The 17,664-nt window shown below is 48.5% G+C and carries 15 protein-coding genes and 1 pseudogene; 11 read left to right on the top strand and 5 right to left on the bottom strand.

The annotated features are described in order from the left end of the window. A complete protein-coding gene (locus KVT34_RS23715; protein ID WP_254635091.1) occupies positions 1-774 on the bottom strand; it encodes a class I SAM-dependent methyltransferase in 774 nt (257 codons plus the stop codon). A 543-nt stretch (positions 775-1,317) separates the two neighbouring features. On the opposite strand from KVT34_RS23715, the gene KVT34_RS23710 reads away from it, so the two are divergent. Then, on the top strand, positions 1,318-3,642 hold the full coding sequence (locus KVT34_RS23710) for a sensor histidine kinase (protein WP_217561746.1): 2,325 nt from the start codon (positions 1,318-1,320) through the stop codon (positions 3,640-3,642). Beyond that, a complete protein-coding gene (locus KVT34_RS23705; protein WP_217561744.1) occupies positions 3,639-4,274 on the top strand; it encodes a response regulator transcription factor in 636 nt (211 codons plus the stop codon). The genes KVT34_RS23710 and KVT34_RS23705 overlap by 4 nt, the downstream gene beginning before the upstream one ends. Positions 4,275-4,400: 126 nt before the next feature. On the opposite strand, the gene KVT34_RS23700 is transcribed toward KVT34_RS23705, so the two are convergent. Together KVT34_RS23700 and KVT34_RS23695 are read right to left on the bottom strand one after the other, a co-directional pair. Beyond that, positions 4,401-5,282 carry a WYL domain-containing protein gene (locus KVT34_RS23700; protein ID WP_217561742.1) on the bottom strand — a complete coding sequence of 294 codons (882 nt, stop codon included), beginning with the start codon at positions 5,280-5,282 and terminating at the stop codon, positions 4,401-4,403. Continuing rightward, positions 5,257-6,588, bottom strand: coding sequence for a helix-turn-helix transcriptional regulator (locus tag KVT34_RS23695; RefSeq protein ID WP_217561740.1), 1,332 nt, complete (start codon positions 6,586-6,588; stop codon positions 5,257-5,259). Before KVT34_RS23695 ends, KVT34_RS23700 begins: the two co-directional genes overlap by 26 nt. A 173-nt stretch (positions 6,589-6,761) precedes the next feature. Between KVT34_RS23695 and KVT34_RS23690 the strand changes: the two genes are divergently transcribed. From KVT34_RS23690 to KVT34_RS23660, 7 genes and pseudogenes are all read left to right on the top strand, one after another. Further along, positions 6,762-8,027 (top strand): class I SAM-dependent methyltransferase, encoded by a 1,266-nt coding sequence (locus KVT34_RS23690; RefSeq protein ID WP_217561738.1) that lies wholly within the window; start codon positions 6,762-6,764, stop codon positions 8,025-8,027. Between the two features lie 3 nt (positions 8,028-8,030). Continuing rightward, positions 8,031-10,616: a metallophosphoesterase gene (locus KVT34_RS23685; protein WP_217561736.1), complete on the top strand. Its 2,586-nt coding sequence runs from the start codon at positions 8,031-8,033 to the stop codon at positions 10,614-10,616. A gap of 99 nt (positions 10,617-10,715) precedes the next feature. After that, on the top strand, positions 10,716-10,844 hold the full coding sequence (locus KVT34_RS32775; RefSeq protein ID WP_217561734.1) for an IS3 family transposase: 129 nt from the start codon (positions 10,716-10,718) through the stop codon (positions 10,842-10,844). Positions 10,845-11,189: 345 nt separating this feature from the next. Beyond that, complete coding sequence (locus KVT34_RS23675; RefSeq protein ID WP_217561732.1) at positions 11,190-11,882, top strand: hypothetical protein; 693 nt, start codon at positions 11,190-11,192, stop codon at positions 11,880-11,882. A 117-nt stretch (positions 11,883-11,999) separates the two neighbouring features. Beyond that, the gene (locus KVT34_RS23670; RefSeq protein WP_217561730.1) at positions 12,000-12,191 is read left to right on the top strand and encodes a helix-turn-helix transcriptional regulator; all 192 of its coding nucleotides are present in this window, start codon (positions 12,000-12,002) and stop codon (positions 12,189-12,191) included. 20 nt (positions 12,192-12,211) lie between these two features. Next, positions 12,212-12,583 (top strand): hypothetical protein, encoded by a 372-nt coding sequence (locus KVT34_RS23665; protein ID WP_217561728.1) that lies wholly within the window; start codon positions 12,212-12,214, stop codon positions 12,581-12,583. A 28-nt stretch (positions 12,584-12,611) separates the two neighbouring features. Further along, positions 12,612-12,873: pseudogene (locus tag KVT34_RS23660) on the top strand (metallophosphoesterase); the annotation flags it as partial. Positions 12,874-13,078: 205 nt separating this feature from the next. Here KVT34_RS23660 and nrdG read toward each other — a convergent pair. Beyond that, entirely contained in the window at positions 13,079-13,612 is a 534-nt protein-coding gene (gene nrdG / locus KVT34_RS23655) for an anaerobic ribonucleoside-triphosphate reductase activating protein (RefSeq protein WP_217561724.1), read from the bottom strand. Next, positions 13,609-15,588 (bottom strand): anaerobic ribonucleoside triphosphate reductase, encoded by a 1,980-nt coding sequence (locus tag KVT34_RS23650; protein WP_217561722.1) that lies wholly within the window; start codon positions 15,586-15,588, stop codon positions 13,609-13,611. The genes nrdG and KVT34_RS23650 overlap by 4 nt, the downstream gene beginning before the upstream one ends. A 184-nt stretch (positions 15,589-15,772) precedes the next feature. Between KVT34_RS23650 and KVT34_RS23645 the strand changes: the two genes are divergently transcribed. Next, the gene (locus KVT34_RS23645; RefSeq protein ID WP_217561720.1) at positions 15,773-16,330 is read left to right on the top strand and encodes an SLOG family protein; all 558 of its coding nucleotides are present in this window, start codon (positions 15,773-15,775) and stop codon (positions 16,328-16,330) included. Between the two features lie 232 nt (positions 16,331-16,562). Then, positions 16,563-17,618, top strand: a complete 1,056-nt coding sequence (desA, locus tag KVT34_RS23640; RefSeq protein ID WP_217561718.1) for a Delta(5) desaturase DesA — start codon at positions 16,563-16,565, stop codon at positions 17,616-17,618. The last annotated feature ends 46 nt before the right edge of the window (positions 17,619-17,664 follow it).

Below are 17,664 nucleotides of genomic sequence, written 5' to 3'. Positions count from 1 at the left end.
TTATATCCGGGGAGTAAATTTCTTGCCGATAATATAGCCGTCCTTATAGCCGTCGTCTCCGAAGAAATCTTTGGCCAGATGCAGATATAAGCGGGGATGAACAAGCGATAAAGGATCCGATTCCGAAGGCGGGTAATCCTTAAGGGAAGCATAACGGCTCAGGGCTTCTTCTCTTACATAAAGCAGGGTGTTTTGTGCGTACCACCACTGGACACGAGCATTTTCCCAGACCTGCTTGCGGATACAATCAACGGGGACAAATCCTTTTTTGTTAAAAAGCTCGGCCCAGTAGCCCGGCCACTGTTCGTTGATATGATTCTTCCCCCCTTGGTAAGGAATGGCGGCCGAGAATAGAACGGCATCCCCATGGGAAACGAGGGTATTTACATAAGTTTCGGCGGAAGCGTGGGGCAGGTGTTCGCCGACCTCCAGGGAAACGACCAGATCATACTGCTTTCCGGAAGAAAAAAACGCGGTAAGATCATGTTTTCTGAAATTCTCTTTCGGTATTTGGAGCATGTCATCATTCACATAATCACCGTCTACCCCTAGAATTTCCCGGACGCCGAGGTCTTTAAAAACGGAAAGCCAAGCGCCGGTGCCGCATCCGATGTCGATGACGGATTCCGGGTTAATAAGGCCCATGAGAATAGGAACTACCTCGCAAGCCGATTTCCTGGACCCCTCCTGCTGTGACTTAAAAAAATCGGGGTCATACACGGTTTCGTTCATTTTTCTCACCACTCCTTTTCCGATGGGAATCATGTCAGCCATGTCAACGTTTCTCCTGCCATTGAATCGGTACTAGTATTTTATGGTAAATTATACCTTGTTTTATCTACTGCTTACAATCGTTTGAAAATAGTTTACTTCTTTTATTTATTTGCTTGTAGAAACGCATAGGTATGAAATCTGGAAATTAGGAATTTAAGAACGAAACCATACAAAAAGCCGCCAATCCCGAAAATAGGAAAAGCGGCTTTTATTCGTTTGTTATGTACCCATAAAACCTATTTTAAGCTATAATTCGAGAAGGAATATACTTACAAATGGAATAAAGTAAGGAAAAAGTTAAAACCAATATTCTTTGGGTTCGGATGGCTTCTTTTTAAGGCTCCGGTCTAGGTTTGATTGATGATTCTTTCGAGTCAAATCTTCAGAATGAGAATTGGATAGTGCTCTTGCTTTCATTTTTCTTATGGAAATTCGTAGTTCCGGGGTCCAAAGAATAAGCTGCATATTAAGGTCAACCTCCTAAATAATAATGTTTCTTTTTATATATATAACATATTTTTGGGTCGAAAGTAGGAAATTGTTATGTATCCAAAATGGCTTTTGAGTATAATGACTGTAATTATAATTGTTATTCAAGCCTGGTTCATTCATCTCATATTTACATACCCACTTGTTGGAATTTATATTACAGAGGCTCAGCCAAATAGATGGTTAATCACGGATTTTGAGACCCGTCAAGTACCCGAAGACTTGGGTCTTCAACTGGGAGATCAAATTTTGAAGATTGATGGAGGACCTCCACAACTTGATGAGAGTGTCATAAAATGGGGGGCAATCGGACGTGGATACCAGCTGGAAATATTACGAGATGAAGAAATAGTTGATATTAAACCTACTACTCATGTTACTTACTATGATCTAGGCAATATTTTCGGACAAATCCTTTGTTTTACGATATTGATTATATTGATTCGCAAGATGCCGCCCTTACTATCTTTTCGCTACTTATGTTTGATTTTTTTAGATCTAGGTATTTTGTTCATGTCCTTGCCAGGTTCTATGAGATTTGACGGACTTGCCAAATACTTGGTTAGCACCACTGTTATGTTGCTGCCGGTTTTGTTTTTTCATTTTTTCATGATGTTCATAAGTGAACGAAATAAAGAACGCCAGCCCGTTACCTCTAAACTATTAAAATTTGTGTATGTTTTTATTGGTATATGTTTTCTAGTTCAATTGATATATCTTGTTCCATCCAGTTTGACAAAATCTATCTACCATATCATGGGCAGGCTTTCCATGATCGTATTTGTAGTCGGTTTCATATTTAATATTGCTTCACTACTATTGTTTTACAAGAAAGAGCGGGAAGATAAAAAGTATGCAATGAGTATTGTCAAAATGATTTTTATTTCGTTAATTATTTCGTTTGGACCGATTACTTTTTTATACTTTATACCATTAGTTTTTTCTTTGCCTTACATCGTGGATCCTGTATATGGAGGGCTCTTCGCTTTACTTTTCCCGATTCTGCTTACCTATCTGATCGCAACGAAACAACTTTACGAGATTGATTTATTTGTCCGCCGGCTGCTTTTTATGGCGGTTATGTCTATCATTCCTTCCGTGTTTTTTACAGGTGTGTTGGTTGCCTATCTGCCTGATTTGTCGCTTCAACAAATCATTCTTGTATTTATGCTTGGATGCATGTTTTGCTCGGCTTTCCTCTTCTCGCTTGAATATTTTACAAAAATAACGGAGCCTTATTTTTTTCCAAGAAGAAGTCTGCATCGGGATTCACTCCGCCGAATTACGAATCAATTGAGTGAAATCACAACCTTTCGGGAATTTAAAGAGGCGGTTTTGAAAGATATTGTGTCGGTTCTGCAGGTTTATGGAGCAGCTGTCGTGTTTGCATCTTCTGCAGAGGTCGATGTAGTATGCGACGGTGATATAGATGAACGCATCGTTAAGAATCTTACAAGGGATAAACCATTCCAAGAATGCAGACGCGGCGTGTATTTTATTTACCCTATTTCAAAGCATGGAGAATACACCAGCCACCTAATTTTGACGGAGGAAAAAGAAAATACATATGTGAGTACGGAAGACCGACAGTGGCTTCGTACCGTAATCGGTCATCTGTCTGTGAGTCTCGAGAATGTTTATTTAATTCGTACGATGCAAATGAAGATGCAGCAAATTGCTTCCCAAATTCCAAATGAAGAAGCGACGGATGCCTTGATCTGGTTCCGGAAAGTCCTGTTCGACTTACAGGAGAAGGAACGCATACGTATCGCTACCGACCTGCATGATACGACGATGCAAGACTTGTTTTTCCTTAAAAGAAGACTCAGCAATTTGCAGGAAGACCTGGCACCCCAGCATCGAGCGCAAATTGTAAACATGATGGAGTACATCGATATCATCAATGCAAACTTGCGGCAAAGCTGCTATGAATTGCATCCGCACTTAATTAAAGAAATCGGTATTGTACTCGCTCTGCAAAAATTAATCGATCAAGAAATGAAACTTGAATCGTTTGAAGTCGATTTCCGCGTCGAGGAAGCCGACGCTGTCGAGCGGTTAAGTCTGGAAACAAAACGCCATTTGTTCCGTGTTATCCAAGAGCTTCTTAATAACGCAAAAAAGCACTCCGAGGCAAACTTGCTTTCTATTCGGTTAGGTGTAAATAACGAGCAGGTATTACTCTTCTATGAAGATGACGGGAAGGGGTTCAATATCGATCTTTTAGATTGGCAGGATGGCAGAATATCGGGAATGGGGATGAAGCAATTGAAGAGCAGGATCATATCCCTGAACGGTCAATTTTCTTTGGAGAGCAGCGAAGGCAATGGCCTAAAAATTCAAGCGATCATTCCTTGGAAGGAGGGAGCTGCATTTTGAATGAAGAAATTCGAGTAATCATTATAGATGACCATCCCGTCATGGCGGAAGCAACCAAGCACATTATCGAAAAAATTGAGGGCTTGAAGGTAGTCAGTATCGCAAAAAACGGGGCTCAAGGAATGGAAATGATTAATTTATATAACCCAAACCTCGTTATGCTCGATTATCAATTGCCGGATCGTTCGGGCATTAGCGTTGCTAAATGGATTAAAGAGACGTATCCGGTAATGAAAATCGTGATGATTACCGGTTTTGATGTTCTTGATTTGGTTGCCCCGTTAACGGAGATAGGCGTCCATGGTATTATTTCCAAAGAAAAAGAAGCCCCCGTCATAAAGAGGATGGTTGAATGCATATTGGATAATCAGTTGGTGCTGCCGCATGAAACCATTGCGAAGCTCGTTTCCGATCCGGAGAAAGATCCGGATCAATTAACGGAAGAGGAAACGAAAATCATGATATTGGCTTCAGCGGGAGAAACAAGCAGCCAGATAGCAGATAAGCTTTTTGTCAGCAAAAGATCCGTCGATAACTACATGAGTGTGATTTATCGGAAGCTGGCTGTTCGTTCCAAAGCGGAAGCCATCGCCGTATTCCAAAGCACCCGAAAAAAAGGGATAGGTATCTAGGAAGCAAGATGTTCTTCCTGATCCCAAAGGGACCGCCCTTATTCTTGTTTTTCCTCAGTCGATGAGCTCTGCTCCTTGACCGGTAACCGAAAGGAACGCTCGTAATAACGCGCACAAAAAAAAGCGTCAGCTCCCCGGAGCCGACGCTTTTGGCGTTTCTATGTGCTTTTCCATCTCTGCATCAGGCGATGTGCCGCCGTTTTCTTCAGGTTCATCCCCGTAGCGTGCGAGCGCCCGCGCCGACGAATCGGCCATCCGCCACCGCAGATGCCGCCCTTCCACGACTTTGACTCGCATTCCGAGAAAACGGATTTTCGATAAAATGTATTCCGCGTCTTCGCTCATATAGGTCAGTCTGATCCGGTACAGATCGCTCTCGTCGTCATAGCTGACCTCCTTCTCAAAGCAGGAGAAAGCGTACAAAATCCGCGACAACTCACGGTTATAAGTGCGGACGACTTCGATGACCGAGCTTTCTTTGCGCAGCCGGACGCTCTGATCAAGCTTGGCGGTAATTTCCTCGTATACACCGTCCGCCGGGGCCTCAGCCTCTAGCTCGAGGATGCTGCCGAGCTTGGTCGCCATATACATACGGTTCCGTAAGTGGTACCAGAGCAGGTACCATTCTTTCTTCACCATGGAGTATTCCAGCTTGTAAGGGACGCCGGACTGGCTCTCCATCGTACGGCCGTTCCGGATCCGGTAACTGAGCCGGATTCCCTGCCGTTCCCGCATAAAACGGCGCAGGGGGCGCAGAAGCGGATGGTACACCTGCCTGTCGGGGCTTTTGGCCTTCTCCGTGACAAGGGAATCCGTCTCCAGATCCGCCTCCTCTTCGAGAAGGCTGCGCAGCTTCGCCAGCGTATCGGCCGCAAAGGCCTCATCCGCAGCGGGATGCCTCAGAGCGGATTTTAACCAGGTGCGCTCATGGGAAGTCAGCGCCACGACGCCGGACTCTTCCAGCCGGGAAATCATCTGGTAGTTAAAGATTTTCTCGAACAGGTTCATAGTAAGCGTGAATCTCCTTCCATTCCGCGATGAATTCCTTTCTAAGCTGCCGGGGAGCGAGCACTTCACAACTGGACCCGAAGCTGCGCAGCCATGGCTTGATCTCGGTCAGTCCGTTGACCGTAATTTCGTAGACGAACGATTCTTCGTTCTCTTCGGTGATCGTTCCCCATTGCCCTTGCAGCAGCACCCTCTCCTTGATAAAGTCGGCCGGAGCATCCAGCGGCCTGTAGAAACGCGCGCGAACCTTAACGGGGCCGGATGTATCGATGAGCCAACTGTAGCGCGTTTTCTCTTCCAGTTCCGCAAGCTTGCGCCGGAATTCTTCTTCCGGGACCGGGTTCTGCTCCTCGATCTGGGTGAGTCCTTCGATGCGGAACTTCATAATCCCCTGCCTGGCGTCATTTGCGAGCAGATACCATCTTCCGTACTGATGGTCGTACACGACCTTCAGCGGAAGCACATGCGCCTGCTTCCCGTTTGTCTCCCGTTCGAACAGGGGATTCGTATTGCGGGAGGCATAGCTTTTGTGCGTTTTCGGCGAAAAATACAGAAACCGGAGCTTCCTACGCTGCCGGATCGCCTGAAAGAGGGGGAACAGATGCGCTTCGTCCAGAATGCGCGAGTAATAGTGATATTTGTATAAAAAAGGCTCGGCGATCGCCGTTTCCAGCCCCTGCTGCCGGATCGCTTTCTTGAGGCTGTCCCGGAGGAGATAGCCCTGCACGGAAGGAAGCCGGGTATTCGCCATCACGTCCGCAAAATCGTACAGATCCAGAAGCTCCTCCCGGCTGAGCTGCCGGATCAGATCGTTATGCAGCCGGTACCGGTAGGGGCGGCCGCTCCCTTCTTTACGGATCACGCCGACTTCCTCCAAATATTTGAGGTCGGAGCGGATCGTTTTCTCGTCGGGCAGAGGGACGTCGTCCGGCATTCCGCCGCAGCATGCGTCGATCAATTCTCCGGCGGACATGGCCCGCTCCTGCTCCTGCATGACCGCCAGCAGGAGGGGCAGACGCCGGCTTTCGGACTCCTTCATCGACTTCGCCCGGTAGAGGAAGAGGAGCAGAGGATCGGAGGATTCATAATAATTGAAACGGAGCATCTCCGCGAATTCCCGGCCCTGTTCTTCGGCCAGCGGGTAAGAGACGGTGCTCGCTATTTCTTTAAGCCGGCGGAGCGTTTTATCAAACGTATGTACGGAAATGCCCAGCCGTTCGGCAAACTGCTGCCGGCTGTAGGCGCCGCTCGTCAGAACAAGCAGACGAAGGAACTGGATTTCTTTATCGAAGCTTTCGCGAGCCATAGTCCTCCCCCATCCTGTTTATATTCCCTAAAATCTGTCATCTTTTCATTGTATCAAAGGCCGGTGACGGGGGAAACGGAAACTTTGTCCCGGCATCGTAATACTTTCGCCATGTTCCGCCGCCGCCGGATAAGCGATAATGAGGGTATGACAAAGACAAGGAGAACTTTCTTATGGCTATTGTTCAGCTTAGCTCGACAAATCCGCAGTTTTCGTACCTGATCCGCAAAAATCCGGAATCCGGCATGCTGCTCAGACCGGTCCGCAAAGGCATTGCTTACGGCTGGTACACCGGCGAGAACACCTTTAACGTGTATTTTAAGGACGCGGACAACGAAATTTCCTACAAACAGCACGACAAGGAAGAGTTCGAATACCTCAATGTGTCCCGTTACAATACGCCGCTGTTTCCGCTTAACGCATGGAACGAATTTTTTACGGCTCCGCTTAAAATACGGGACGAACGGGATTCGGAAGGCTTTACGCATACCGTCCGGATTCCAATGATACATATCGAAATGATCCGGTACATTCATTTTTTTGAAAAGCATCTGCCGGATTTTTCGTTCGAAATCGTGCATCAGGCGCATAAAACCTACTCCCTCACGGTGACGACGGGGCTCAGCCTGTATCACCTGCTGCATGCCGTCAGCGTGCTCTGCCTGTTCTTGTCCACGTTCGGCAACGAATATATCGACATCTCCGATCTTCTGCTCGAGAAGTATATCCGCAGCGTTCAGGTGATCGACGCGCCGTTTTATATCCGCAGTTTGTTCGTGAGGAATTTCCTCCATTCGCGTGAGCGCTTTAAGAAGTATAAGGGGGAGCTGGAAAAAACGGACCGTTACGAAATCGATTTCGATTTCGGAGGAACCGGTCATCAGAGGCGGACTTTCATCCGCGGGCGGCTTCCTTTTGACAAAGCGGTTCTCGATATCGGATGCGGGGAAGGTTTTTACGCCATCCCATTCGCGGCTAAACTGGAAGACACTTACTACGCGGTGGATATTGATGAAGAAGCGCTGCAGACGGTCACCCGCAAGGCCCGGGCCAAGGAACTGGATAATCTCGTTCCTCTGCCTTCGATCGGGCATTTTTTCGACCAGTATAACGGGGAAAAAGTCGATGTGATTCTGACGGAGGTCATTGAACACATGAGTCTCGAGGAAGCGCAGGAGCTGATTTTACAGGTTTGCGCGGAAGTGGACTTCGACCGGTTTATCATTACGACGCCTAATGCCGATTTCAACCCCTTCTATGAACTGGAAGGCTACAGGCATCCCGATCATAAATGGGAGATGGGCGAGAAAGAGTTCGGGCAGTGGATCGACGGTTTTATCGAAACTGCAGGCTGCCGGGCCGAACTGGTAGCCATCGGGGACGGGGTCAACTCCATCCGCACGACGCAGGGCGTTATTTTAACGAAAAAGGAGGCGTAACCCGTGAACATTCAAACCCGCGTCCATACGATTTTCATGCTGGTCGGTTCGACCGAATGCGGCAAAACGACTTTCGCCAAGGAGGTTCTCATTCCGGGTCTTCAATTCGAGGCTTCCGATAAAGCGGTGAAAGCGAACGTCCAATATTTGTCCTCGGACCAAATCCGGCAGGAAATCCTCGGATTCGATTACGATAAATACGATCAGATTATGCTGGAATCCAGCGGACAGGCTTTCCATCTCTTGTTCGAACGGCTGAAGATGGCGACTTCTTTTCCCGTCAATGCCGAGTTTGTGGTGGTCGATACGACGGGGCTGGCCGAAGATTTCCGCGAGAAGGTCCGTGCTGTGGCGAAGGAAAACAACTACAACCTGGAAGTCATCCTTTTCGATTACCGGAAGCGGCACGATTATTACGCGTCGGAACGGTCCAAGAAGCTGATTACATCGCATATCAACCGGCTGAAAAAAGACGTGATGGGGTCGCTCTCCCGCGAAGGGTATACGAAAATCCACAAGGTGCGGGCCAAGGACTTCTATTCCCCGGAGGAAGGGAAGGCGAACGGGGCTTACACGGTCGAAATCCTCGATCTGGAGGAGTATCTTGCCGCTGTGCTCCCGCAGGAGTACGACTGCATCATCGTCGGGGATGTCCACGAATGTGTGGACGATCTGAAAGGACTCCTGCTGGACTACGGCTTTAAGCTCAGCGGCAATTCATTGGAACTGCCGGATAAGCTGCGAAACACGAAAATCGTGCTGACGGGAGACTGGATCGATAAAGGCCATCGTACGAGAGCCGTCGTGGAGTTCCTTTACGAAAACCGTGAACACTTCTTGTTTGTCCTCGGCAACCATGAGAACTTCGTGTTCAAGTATTTGAAAGGTGAGATCGGCGGCGTGGAGGAGGAACTGTTTCATTCGTATTTCACGTCCGTGGATACGTTGAAGAAGGATGCCGAGCTGCAGCGGAAATTCAACGAGCTCGTCGACATGTCGAAGCCGTTTTACCGGAAGGTGGGTACCCGGGGGCCTTCATTCTACGTGACGCATTCGCCGTGCCGCAATAAATATATCGGGAAGCTGGATGCGAATTCGGCGCGTCATCAGCGCAATTTCAGGCTGGACCGGGAAGAATCTTTCGAAAAGCAGCTCGCTTTTGTGAAGGAAGAAGCGGTCAGGAATCATCCGTATCACGTATTCGGTCACGTTGCGGCGAAGAACGCGTTCCGGATCGGCAACAAAATCCACGTGGATACGGGCTGCGTGAACGGCAACAAACTGACTGCGGTCAGCCTGTCGTTCAAGCCGTTTTTCAAATCGCGCAGCGCGGAAGCGGCGGTACTGCCGGAAGATCTTCCGGTTCTGTTCCGGGAAGAGCCCAAAGTGACTCTCCAGGATCTGGACGCCGAGGAACTGAGACGGCTGCATTACTGCTCGAGGAACCGGATCAATACCATCTCGGGAACCATGTCTCCCGCAGACAAAGACGAGGCCGCCGGGGAACTGGAATCACTGAGGCAGGGTCTGCGCTACTTTGCGGATCATGGAGTGCATCAAGTCGTGCTTCAGCCCAAATATATGGGCTCCCGATGCCAGATCTATTTGCACCGCGACCCCGATCGTTGCTATGGCGTCAGCCGGAACGGCTACAAGATCAAGGGAGCCGATTTAAGCGATATTTTCAGAAGCCTGCTGGACAAATTCGATTCCTATATGGAAGAAAATAAAATAGCCGTGCTTCTGCTGGACGGCGAGCTGCTTCCTTGGCACGTTCTGGGTGAGGGGCTTATCGAGCGCCAGTTCAGGCCGATCGAGAAGGCGCTGAAAGCGGAGCTGGACTTCCTGAAGGCAAACGGCTTTGAGGAGGCGTTCGGTAAACTTGCGGAGGCTTACACGGCAAGCGGCTTCGAAAAGGATCAGTTCACGATGCCGAAAGCCCGTTTAAGCGAAAAATACGGTTCGAGCGTCTACCAGAACTACAAGCACATGCGTGGTCTGTTGGAGAAGCGGGTCCCGTTGGAGGAACATGAGGCCGCCTACCACACGTATAAAAGGCAGTTGGAGCTTTACGGGGAGGCTGGCGAGTCGGAATACAAGCCGTTTGCGATCCTCAAGTTGATATACGAAAACGGCGAAGAGCAGCTTCCGCAGATGACGACGTCCGAGGCGTACGGATTTTTGTCCGGGGATGAGTTTCTGCTGCTGAATTTGGGAGACCCGGACAGCTATGAGAAGGCGGAGGCTTATTTCGAGAGTCTGACCACCGATTTTCATATGGAAGGAGTCGTTATCAAACCGGAACTGCCCGGCAGTGAGACCGTGCCTTACATGAAAGTCCGCAACCGGGATTATTTGACCCTCGTTTACGGGTACGATTACCGTTTCCCGCACAAGTACGGCAAGCTTATGAAGCAGAAGAACATCAAGCTCAAGCTGCGGACCTCGCTGAACGAATACCGTCTGGGCAAGGAAATGCTTGCCGTGAAATACAGCGATATATCGCCGGACAACGAGGCGTATAAGAAAGCGGCGGCCAATGTGCTGTTTGAAGTGGCGAAGGAGAAAGAGATCGACCCGAGGCTGTAGAGCAAGTAAGCCGTCCTGACGTTTGAAGTGCCCCCTTAGAATAAACATTGGAAAAACCCCCTGGGTCGGAGGAAATGAATAAGGAAGCGATACGCCTCCATGGAGAGCTTCTTCTCGCATTTCAAAACGGAAGGGCTCTATCTGTATGATATCCGAAGTCACGACGAGGCACAAAGAAGAATTTCGGATTACATTTTTAAAATCATCCTCGTCCGCCGTGAAAGCTAAACAAGCTGACGCCGATGGAGTATTGACGGCAGCTTGCAGCCTTGGCTTTTTCATTTGTCCGTTAAATGGGGTCTTGACCAGTTTTCGTCAGGACAGTTTTTTGTGCGGCTTGGGGCATTAGTTCGAATTAAATAAAAGATGTTTTTCATGAAAATTGTGTACAAGTTAGTCTAAACAAATCCCTTTGTTAATTTCAGTTTAAATAATTGAACAGTATATATCAATCAAATCTTAAATTGGAAAATAAACATAAGAGACTTTTTGAAGATAAAGAAATTATAGACATTTAATTTTATTTATTGTAAAATTTGTAAGAATAATAAAACGTAGTACAAGGAGAGAACTATGAAAAAAAATTTTTTTGTTTTAACATTAACTGCATCTCTTGTGTTTGGCTCGGTTTCTTCTTTGAATCCTGCGATAGGTCATGCAGAAAACACGACAGTTTTTCAAGTTGATTCCACTAAATTGGCAGAAGCAAAGAGTATTTTTTCCGACCTTGAGACTTATGAATCCTTTTATACTAGAGAATCTGGAATATATTACTGGAATGAAGGTGCTAACCAAAAAGTACCTAAAGCAGTTTTTGATAAGTTATCGGAAGTTTTCGATGTTGCAAATTCAATAACAAGAGAAGATCAATTAAAACAACAAGAAAATCAACAAGAAAATCAACAAATAGAAGATGGGCGAACTGTGACTCCTTTTTATTATGCTGAGGATTTGACTGAATATGGAACTGATTCCTCGAACTATTGGTATCATCATGGAAGTCCAGATATCGGAGATTGGTTATACCTTAATGATGACTCAACTAGAAAAATCATTAATTTAGTTTATGTAGGTTCAGTAGTTGTAGGTATTTCTGGTTATATTTTAAGTAAAATACCAGGTTGGGCACGTATAGCAGGGTATTGTGCAGATATTGTAGCTATGATAGCTGCTGGAAGCGCAAGTGTTTTTAGTAATACTAATAAAGGAAATGGCCTTTGGTTTAGATATGCACGGAACAAGGGGTTTAGTTTTGGAGCGAGATAATTTGATACAAAAAAACAAAAACAATAAATTTATTGTTTTTGTTTTTTTGTATCAAATGTAAAGCTTGCTTTACATCAGAAATGGTGTTAGAATTAGTATAAAAAGGGATGTTAATGATTGTATAACAAAATAAGGGATTTTCGAGTTAAAAAGGGATACTCTCAAGAATATTTAGCTGAAAAATTAAATGTTTCAAGACAAACCATTATTTCTATTGAAAAGGGTAAGTATAAACCGTCTCTAATTTTAGCTTTGAAATTAGCAAAAATTTTTAACACACAAGTCGAAGAGATTTTTATTATGGAATAAGTCTTAAGGAGCTGATACATTTGAAGGGGAGAAAAACTAACTTAGTTTTTGCTTTTATTTCTTTGTTTATAATTATTGTTTATATTTATTTTATGGATAAGGCAGCTACCACTTTCTGGCCTATACTAATATTCATGTCATCCATTTCATTCAACCTATTTACATCTTTTTACTTATATCCACAACAAAAAAATGAAGATGAACGCTATAAAATGATTAAAAATAAAGGTATGTATTACTCCTATTTTATGAATCTTATATATATATTAGGAACAACAATTGTTTTTATTTGCAATCCTGATGTTGATCCTGTATTAATGCTTATTGCTTTACTGGGATTAGTTTTTGTTACTCCTTCTATTTTATGGATCTTCTTTTCTAAGGCTTTTTAATCAGTGCTTTTTTTATTTTATAAGCGCTTATATGAAAGTCGGCAACTGGGATTATTTGACCCTCGTTTACGGGTACGATTACCGGTTTCCCGCACAAGTACGGCAAGCTTATGAAGCAGAAGAACATCAAGCTCAAGCTGCGGACCTCGCTGAACGAATATCGTCTGGGCAAGGAAATGCTTGCCGTAAAATACAGCGATATATCGCCGGACAACGAGGCGTATAAGAAAGCGGCGGCCAATGTGCTGTTTGAAGTGGCGAAGGAGAAAGAGATCGACCCGAGGCTGTAGAGCAAGTAAACCGTCCTGACGCTTTCGTTAGGACGGTTTTTTGGTGTGGGGCTGTCCGCGGTTCGGGCAGCCGGACTGCCGGTCTCGTGGGGTTGACTGCTGCCGCGCGAAGCCAGACGCCGTCAAACGGGCGCGCGCTAGGAGCTGCATGGGGTGTGAAGAACGAAGGCCCTCGTTCCTGCCTGCCAAAAGCCAAGCGGGTACGCTATGCCGTCGGCGGCTCCCGGTCCCAAGCGGACTGCCACAAAACGGCCTTCCGGCGCCGCAGGCTCGCTCCGATATCGATTAACCGCTGATTGCGGCTTCCCCTATACAGAAGCGCCGGATCCCGGAGATCCTCTACATATCGGCCGTCTACGAGCACTTGGCAGCGGCTTAGCAGACCGTATTCAACGCTTTCCGGATTTGCGGAGAGTTCTTCGTAAGTATAGCCGCTGTAAATCCAGACGTTGACGGTGCCCGCTCTCTGCCGGAGACGGTCCAGAAATGAACTTACCTGACCGGCGGAAAAGAAGGGGTCGCCGCCCAGAATGGATAGGCCGTCGAGCATGGGGTTGCTCTGAATTTCGGCGATAATCCGCTCTTCCCAGTCAGTTCCCATGGGCGTGCCGTAATCGAAATCCCACGTCCTCGGACTGAAGCATCCCCGGCAGTAATGCCGGCAACCGCTAATATAGAGCGCTGTCCGCAGCCCCTCGCCTTCGTCAATGGTCTCCGGTGCATAACCGCAAATATTCATGGACTGTGCTTCACCCGGTCTCTGACCTCGGCCTGCTTGGCCCCGTTAAAGCGAGTCTGGTAGTCTCCGGTCAGATAGCCGGTCACACGGCGCAGGCGGCGGATATGCACGTCCTTTTCATGACTGTCGCAACCGGGACAAACGGCGCCGATAATGCCTTCGTAACCGCAAGCACTGCAGCGGTCGATGGGGTGATTGATGCTGAAATAGCTGACCTGCCGGGAAAGTGCAAACTTAATGATTTTGACAAAGGCGGGCAGGTTATTGCGGGCATTCCCATTCAGTTCCACGTAGGTGATGGCTCCGGCGTTGCATAATTCGTGGAACGGGGCCTCCAGACTGATTTTTTCCGCCGATGTCACTGGATGATACACCGGAATATGAAACGAGTTCGTGTAATATTCACGGTCGGTGACACCGGGCAGGCAGCCGTAAGCTTCCCGGTCCCGCTTGGTGAACTTGCCGGACAATCCTTCGGCAGGAGTCGCGAATAGCGTAAGGTTGATGTTCAGCGCCTCGCTTTTGGCATCGCAGAAATGACGCAGATAGCGGATCAGCTCGATGGCTTTGGCGTACACCTGCGGGCTTTCACCGTGGTGGGAGTCGTACATCGCTTTCATGCATTCGGCCAGGCCGATGAACCCGATAGACAGACTGCCGTGTTTGAGCAGGTCGCCTACGGTATCGTCGGGATCAAGCTGTTCCCCGCCTTCCCAGACTCCTTCCCGCATCATGAAATCCGATGCTTTAGTTTTCTGGGCGGCTTGAATGCCGAAGCGGTGCAGCAATCCGTCAAGAGCAATCTCGAGATAACGAGTGAGTTTACGGTAAAAGCCCGCTTCATCCGCCTTACTGCGGCGGCCCGAAACGATGCCGTACTCGATGCCCGGCTTCACCAGATTCAGCGTATTGAAAGACAGATTGCCTTTGCCGGACAAACGGTTCCGGCCGAAGCGGTCGGCGACAACCCGGGTACGGCAGCCCATAGTGGCGAACTCCGTATCGGGATCGGCCGGGTAGTAATGTTCGAGGTTGAGCGGGGCATCGAGATTGGCGAAGTTCGGATACAGCCTTCGCGACGAGCATTCAGCCGCTTTCAGGAACAGGGAGTAATTCGGGTCTCCGGGTTCCAGATTTACGCCCTTCTTGCATTTGAAGATCTGAATAGGAAAAATCGGCGTCTCCCCGTGCCCGAGTCCTCTCATCGTAGCCGTTAAAATGGACTGAATGACCAACTGCCCTTCGGGGGAAGTACAGGTCCCGTAGTTGATGCTGGTAAACGGGATTTGCCCGCCCGCGCGGCTGGACATGGTGTTCAGGTTATGAATCAGACTCTCTGCGCCCTGCATCGTTTCCTCTTCGGTCTCTTCAAGCGCATAGCGGTAAGATTCGGGGCACAATACCCGCAAATCCGCCTGGCTCATCGAGATGCCCCGCTCGTCGTCTGCCGGTTCGTTCTCACCGAAATAACGCAGCGCCTTCCTGAAATGTTTGGCAAACGACTTGGCCACATAAGGAGCAAGATCATGGTCGAGCTTATTGGCGGAAACACCGCCGTACTGGGCGTTCTGCTGCGATTGAAAGATGATGGCGACAAGCGCCATAGCCGACGAGATGGAGTTTGGCGACCGCACGCTGCCGCTGCCCGTATCAAATCCTCGCCGAAGCAGTTTGGCGAACGGAATAAACATGCAATTGGTCGTCCCGAGTACGTATTGGTCCAGATCGTGCACATACAAATAATTGGCGTCTACAGCCTCTACCAGCACCGCAGGCATCGTAAAACGCCGGGCATACCATCTGGCATACTCGCTTCCGAACTTGCTCATTTTCCCCGAGAAACTCTCTCCGTTCAGATTGGCATTCTCGCGCAGAAGATCGGCATCGCTGCCCTCCATGATGGCGTCTCCCCATTGTTTTATTTCCTCCAGCACGGCATCGACGCTGCCCAGGCCCGTCCTGTCTAACAACGACATGTAGATGTCTCCCTTCCAAAAACACTATATATAGATGTTTTTAATTAATCTAGCACATGATCTAGTGTTTTGGTGTCGGTTTAATCACAGACAAGCAAGGCCCATCCTTCCGCAGGCGGAATCCCTTCTTTTCGTGTATATTGGAAGATGTACGTTATCACCCGCACCTAAGGAGTGTCCGCAGTTGAAAAATCTTCTCGTAACCGGCTACCGGGCGCATGAGCTGAACATTTTTAACGAAAAGCATGAAGGCATTGAATATATCAAAAAAGCGATCGCAGGCCGGCTTGTCCCGCTCATCGAAGACGGGCTGGAATGGGTGATCACGCCGGGACAATATGGGGTCGATCTGTGGGCATGCGAGGTCGTGATCGGACTCAAGAAGGAGTATCCTCAGCTGAAGCTTTCGATTCTGACCGCCTACGCCAACCCGGAAGAGAAATGGAAGGAAGACAAGCAGGAGTTTTACCGCGGCATCCTGAAGGACGTGGATTTCTACGGAGCCGTCAGCAAGCAGCCGTATGCCGGCGTGTGGCAGCTTCAGGCACGGGACGATCTTCTCCTGCGCAAAACGGACGGGCTTCTTCTTTTTTATGACGAAGAAGCGGGCGAGGGGAGTCCCCGTTTTATGAAGGAGCGGGCCCTCAAGAAGCAGAACGAAGACGGATACGCCGTCATGATCATCACGCCCGAAGAGGTTCAGGACATAGCGGACGAAGAGAACCGGGCGGATTTTTACTGACCGCATCCCGGCCGTCTCCTCCGAACCTTCGGGAATCCGTGTCTTTTCCCTTGAAAGAAGCCGTTTCGGTGCATTCTCGCTGTATTTTCCCCTCCGCCCTATATGACATTTATCATGTGCCCTCATGACGTTTATGACTACTGCTCGCAAGCGGTTATCCCTATAATGGGGGTAGAATAGCGCGCTGATGCCAGGTGAATGCCCCGCGTCAGAACGAGGAGGACACATAAGAATGTCTCAGACGAAAGTTATGAATTTGAAAAAAGATGTCGCCCCCTACGAAAAAACCGATACAAAATCCAGTATCCGGCAGATTTTCAACACGATTGTGCCTCTCCTCCTGCTGTGGTATGCGGCTTACGTAAGCCTTTCCGTCTCCTACTGGATCACGCTTCCTCTAACTTTAATCACAGCCGGGTTTGTCATCCGGACGTTCATCATATTTCACGACTGCTGTCATCAGTCTTTCTTTAAAAGCCGCCGGGCGAACGATATTCTCGGCACCATTACCGGCGTTCTGACGCTGTGTCCGTACGAGCAGTGGAAATACAGCCACTCCGTGCACCACGCCACCAGCAGCAATCTCGACAAGCGCGGCACCGGAGACATGTGGGTGCTGACCGTGGAAGAATACGCGGCGGCTCCCTGGTTCCGCAAAGCCGCTTACCGCATCTACCGCAATCCGCTGGTCATGTTCGGCCTCGGGCCGATTGCCGTCTTCCTGATACAGTACCGTTTCAACCGCAAGAAAGCGAAGCGCAAGGAACGCATCAACACGTATGTAACCAACATCTCCATCGTGCTGCTGTATGCGCTGATGTGCTGGCTGATCGGTTGGCAGGCATTCGTGCTCGTGCAGGCGCCGGTCTTCTTCGTCTCGGGACTGCTGGGCATCTGGCTCTTCTATGTGCAGCACCAGTTCGAAGATTCCTACTTCGAGAAGGAAGACGAGTGGAGCTACGTGAAAGCGGCCGTTGACGGCAGCTCTTACTACCAGCTTCCGAAAGTTTTGCAGTGGATCACAGGCAACATCGGCTACCATCACGTTCATCATCTGAGCCCGAGAGTGCCGAATTACCACCTGGAACAAGCGCACAACTCCACGCCTCCTCTGCAAAAAGCGACGACCATCACGCTCCGCACGAGCCTTCAGTCTCTCCGGTTCCGTCTGTGGGACGAAAAAGGCAAGACGTTCGTAAGCTTTAAAGATGTCAAACATGTGCTCCGTAAGACGGGAGCCGCAAGCGATGTCCTGAAAAATCCGAAGCCGGGTTTCCAGGGCGAATAACCCCAAACTTAACGGTTTATGCTAAAATGGATGTAAAACGGCGCCG

The sequence above is a fragment of the Paenibacillus sp. GbtcB18 genome (assembly GCF_019091125.1).
Classification (GTDB): Bacteria; Bacillota; Bacilli; order Paenibacillales; family NBRC-103111; genus Paenibacillus_F; species Paenibacillus_F chitinolyticus.
This window is presented reverse-complemented; position numbering and strand designations above follow the sequence as displayed.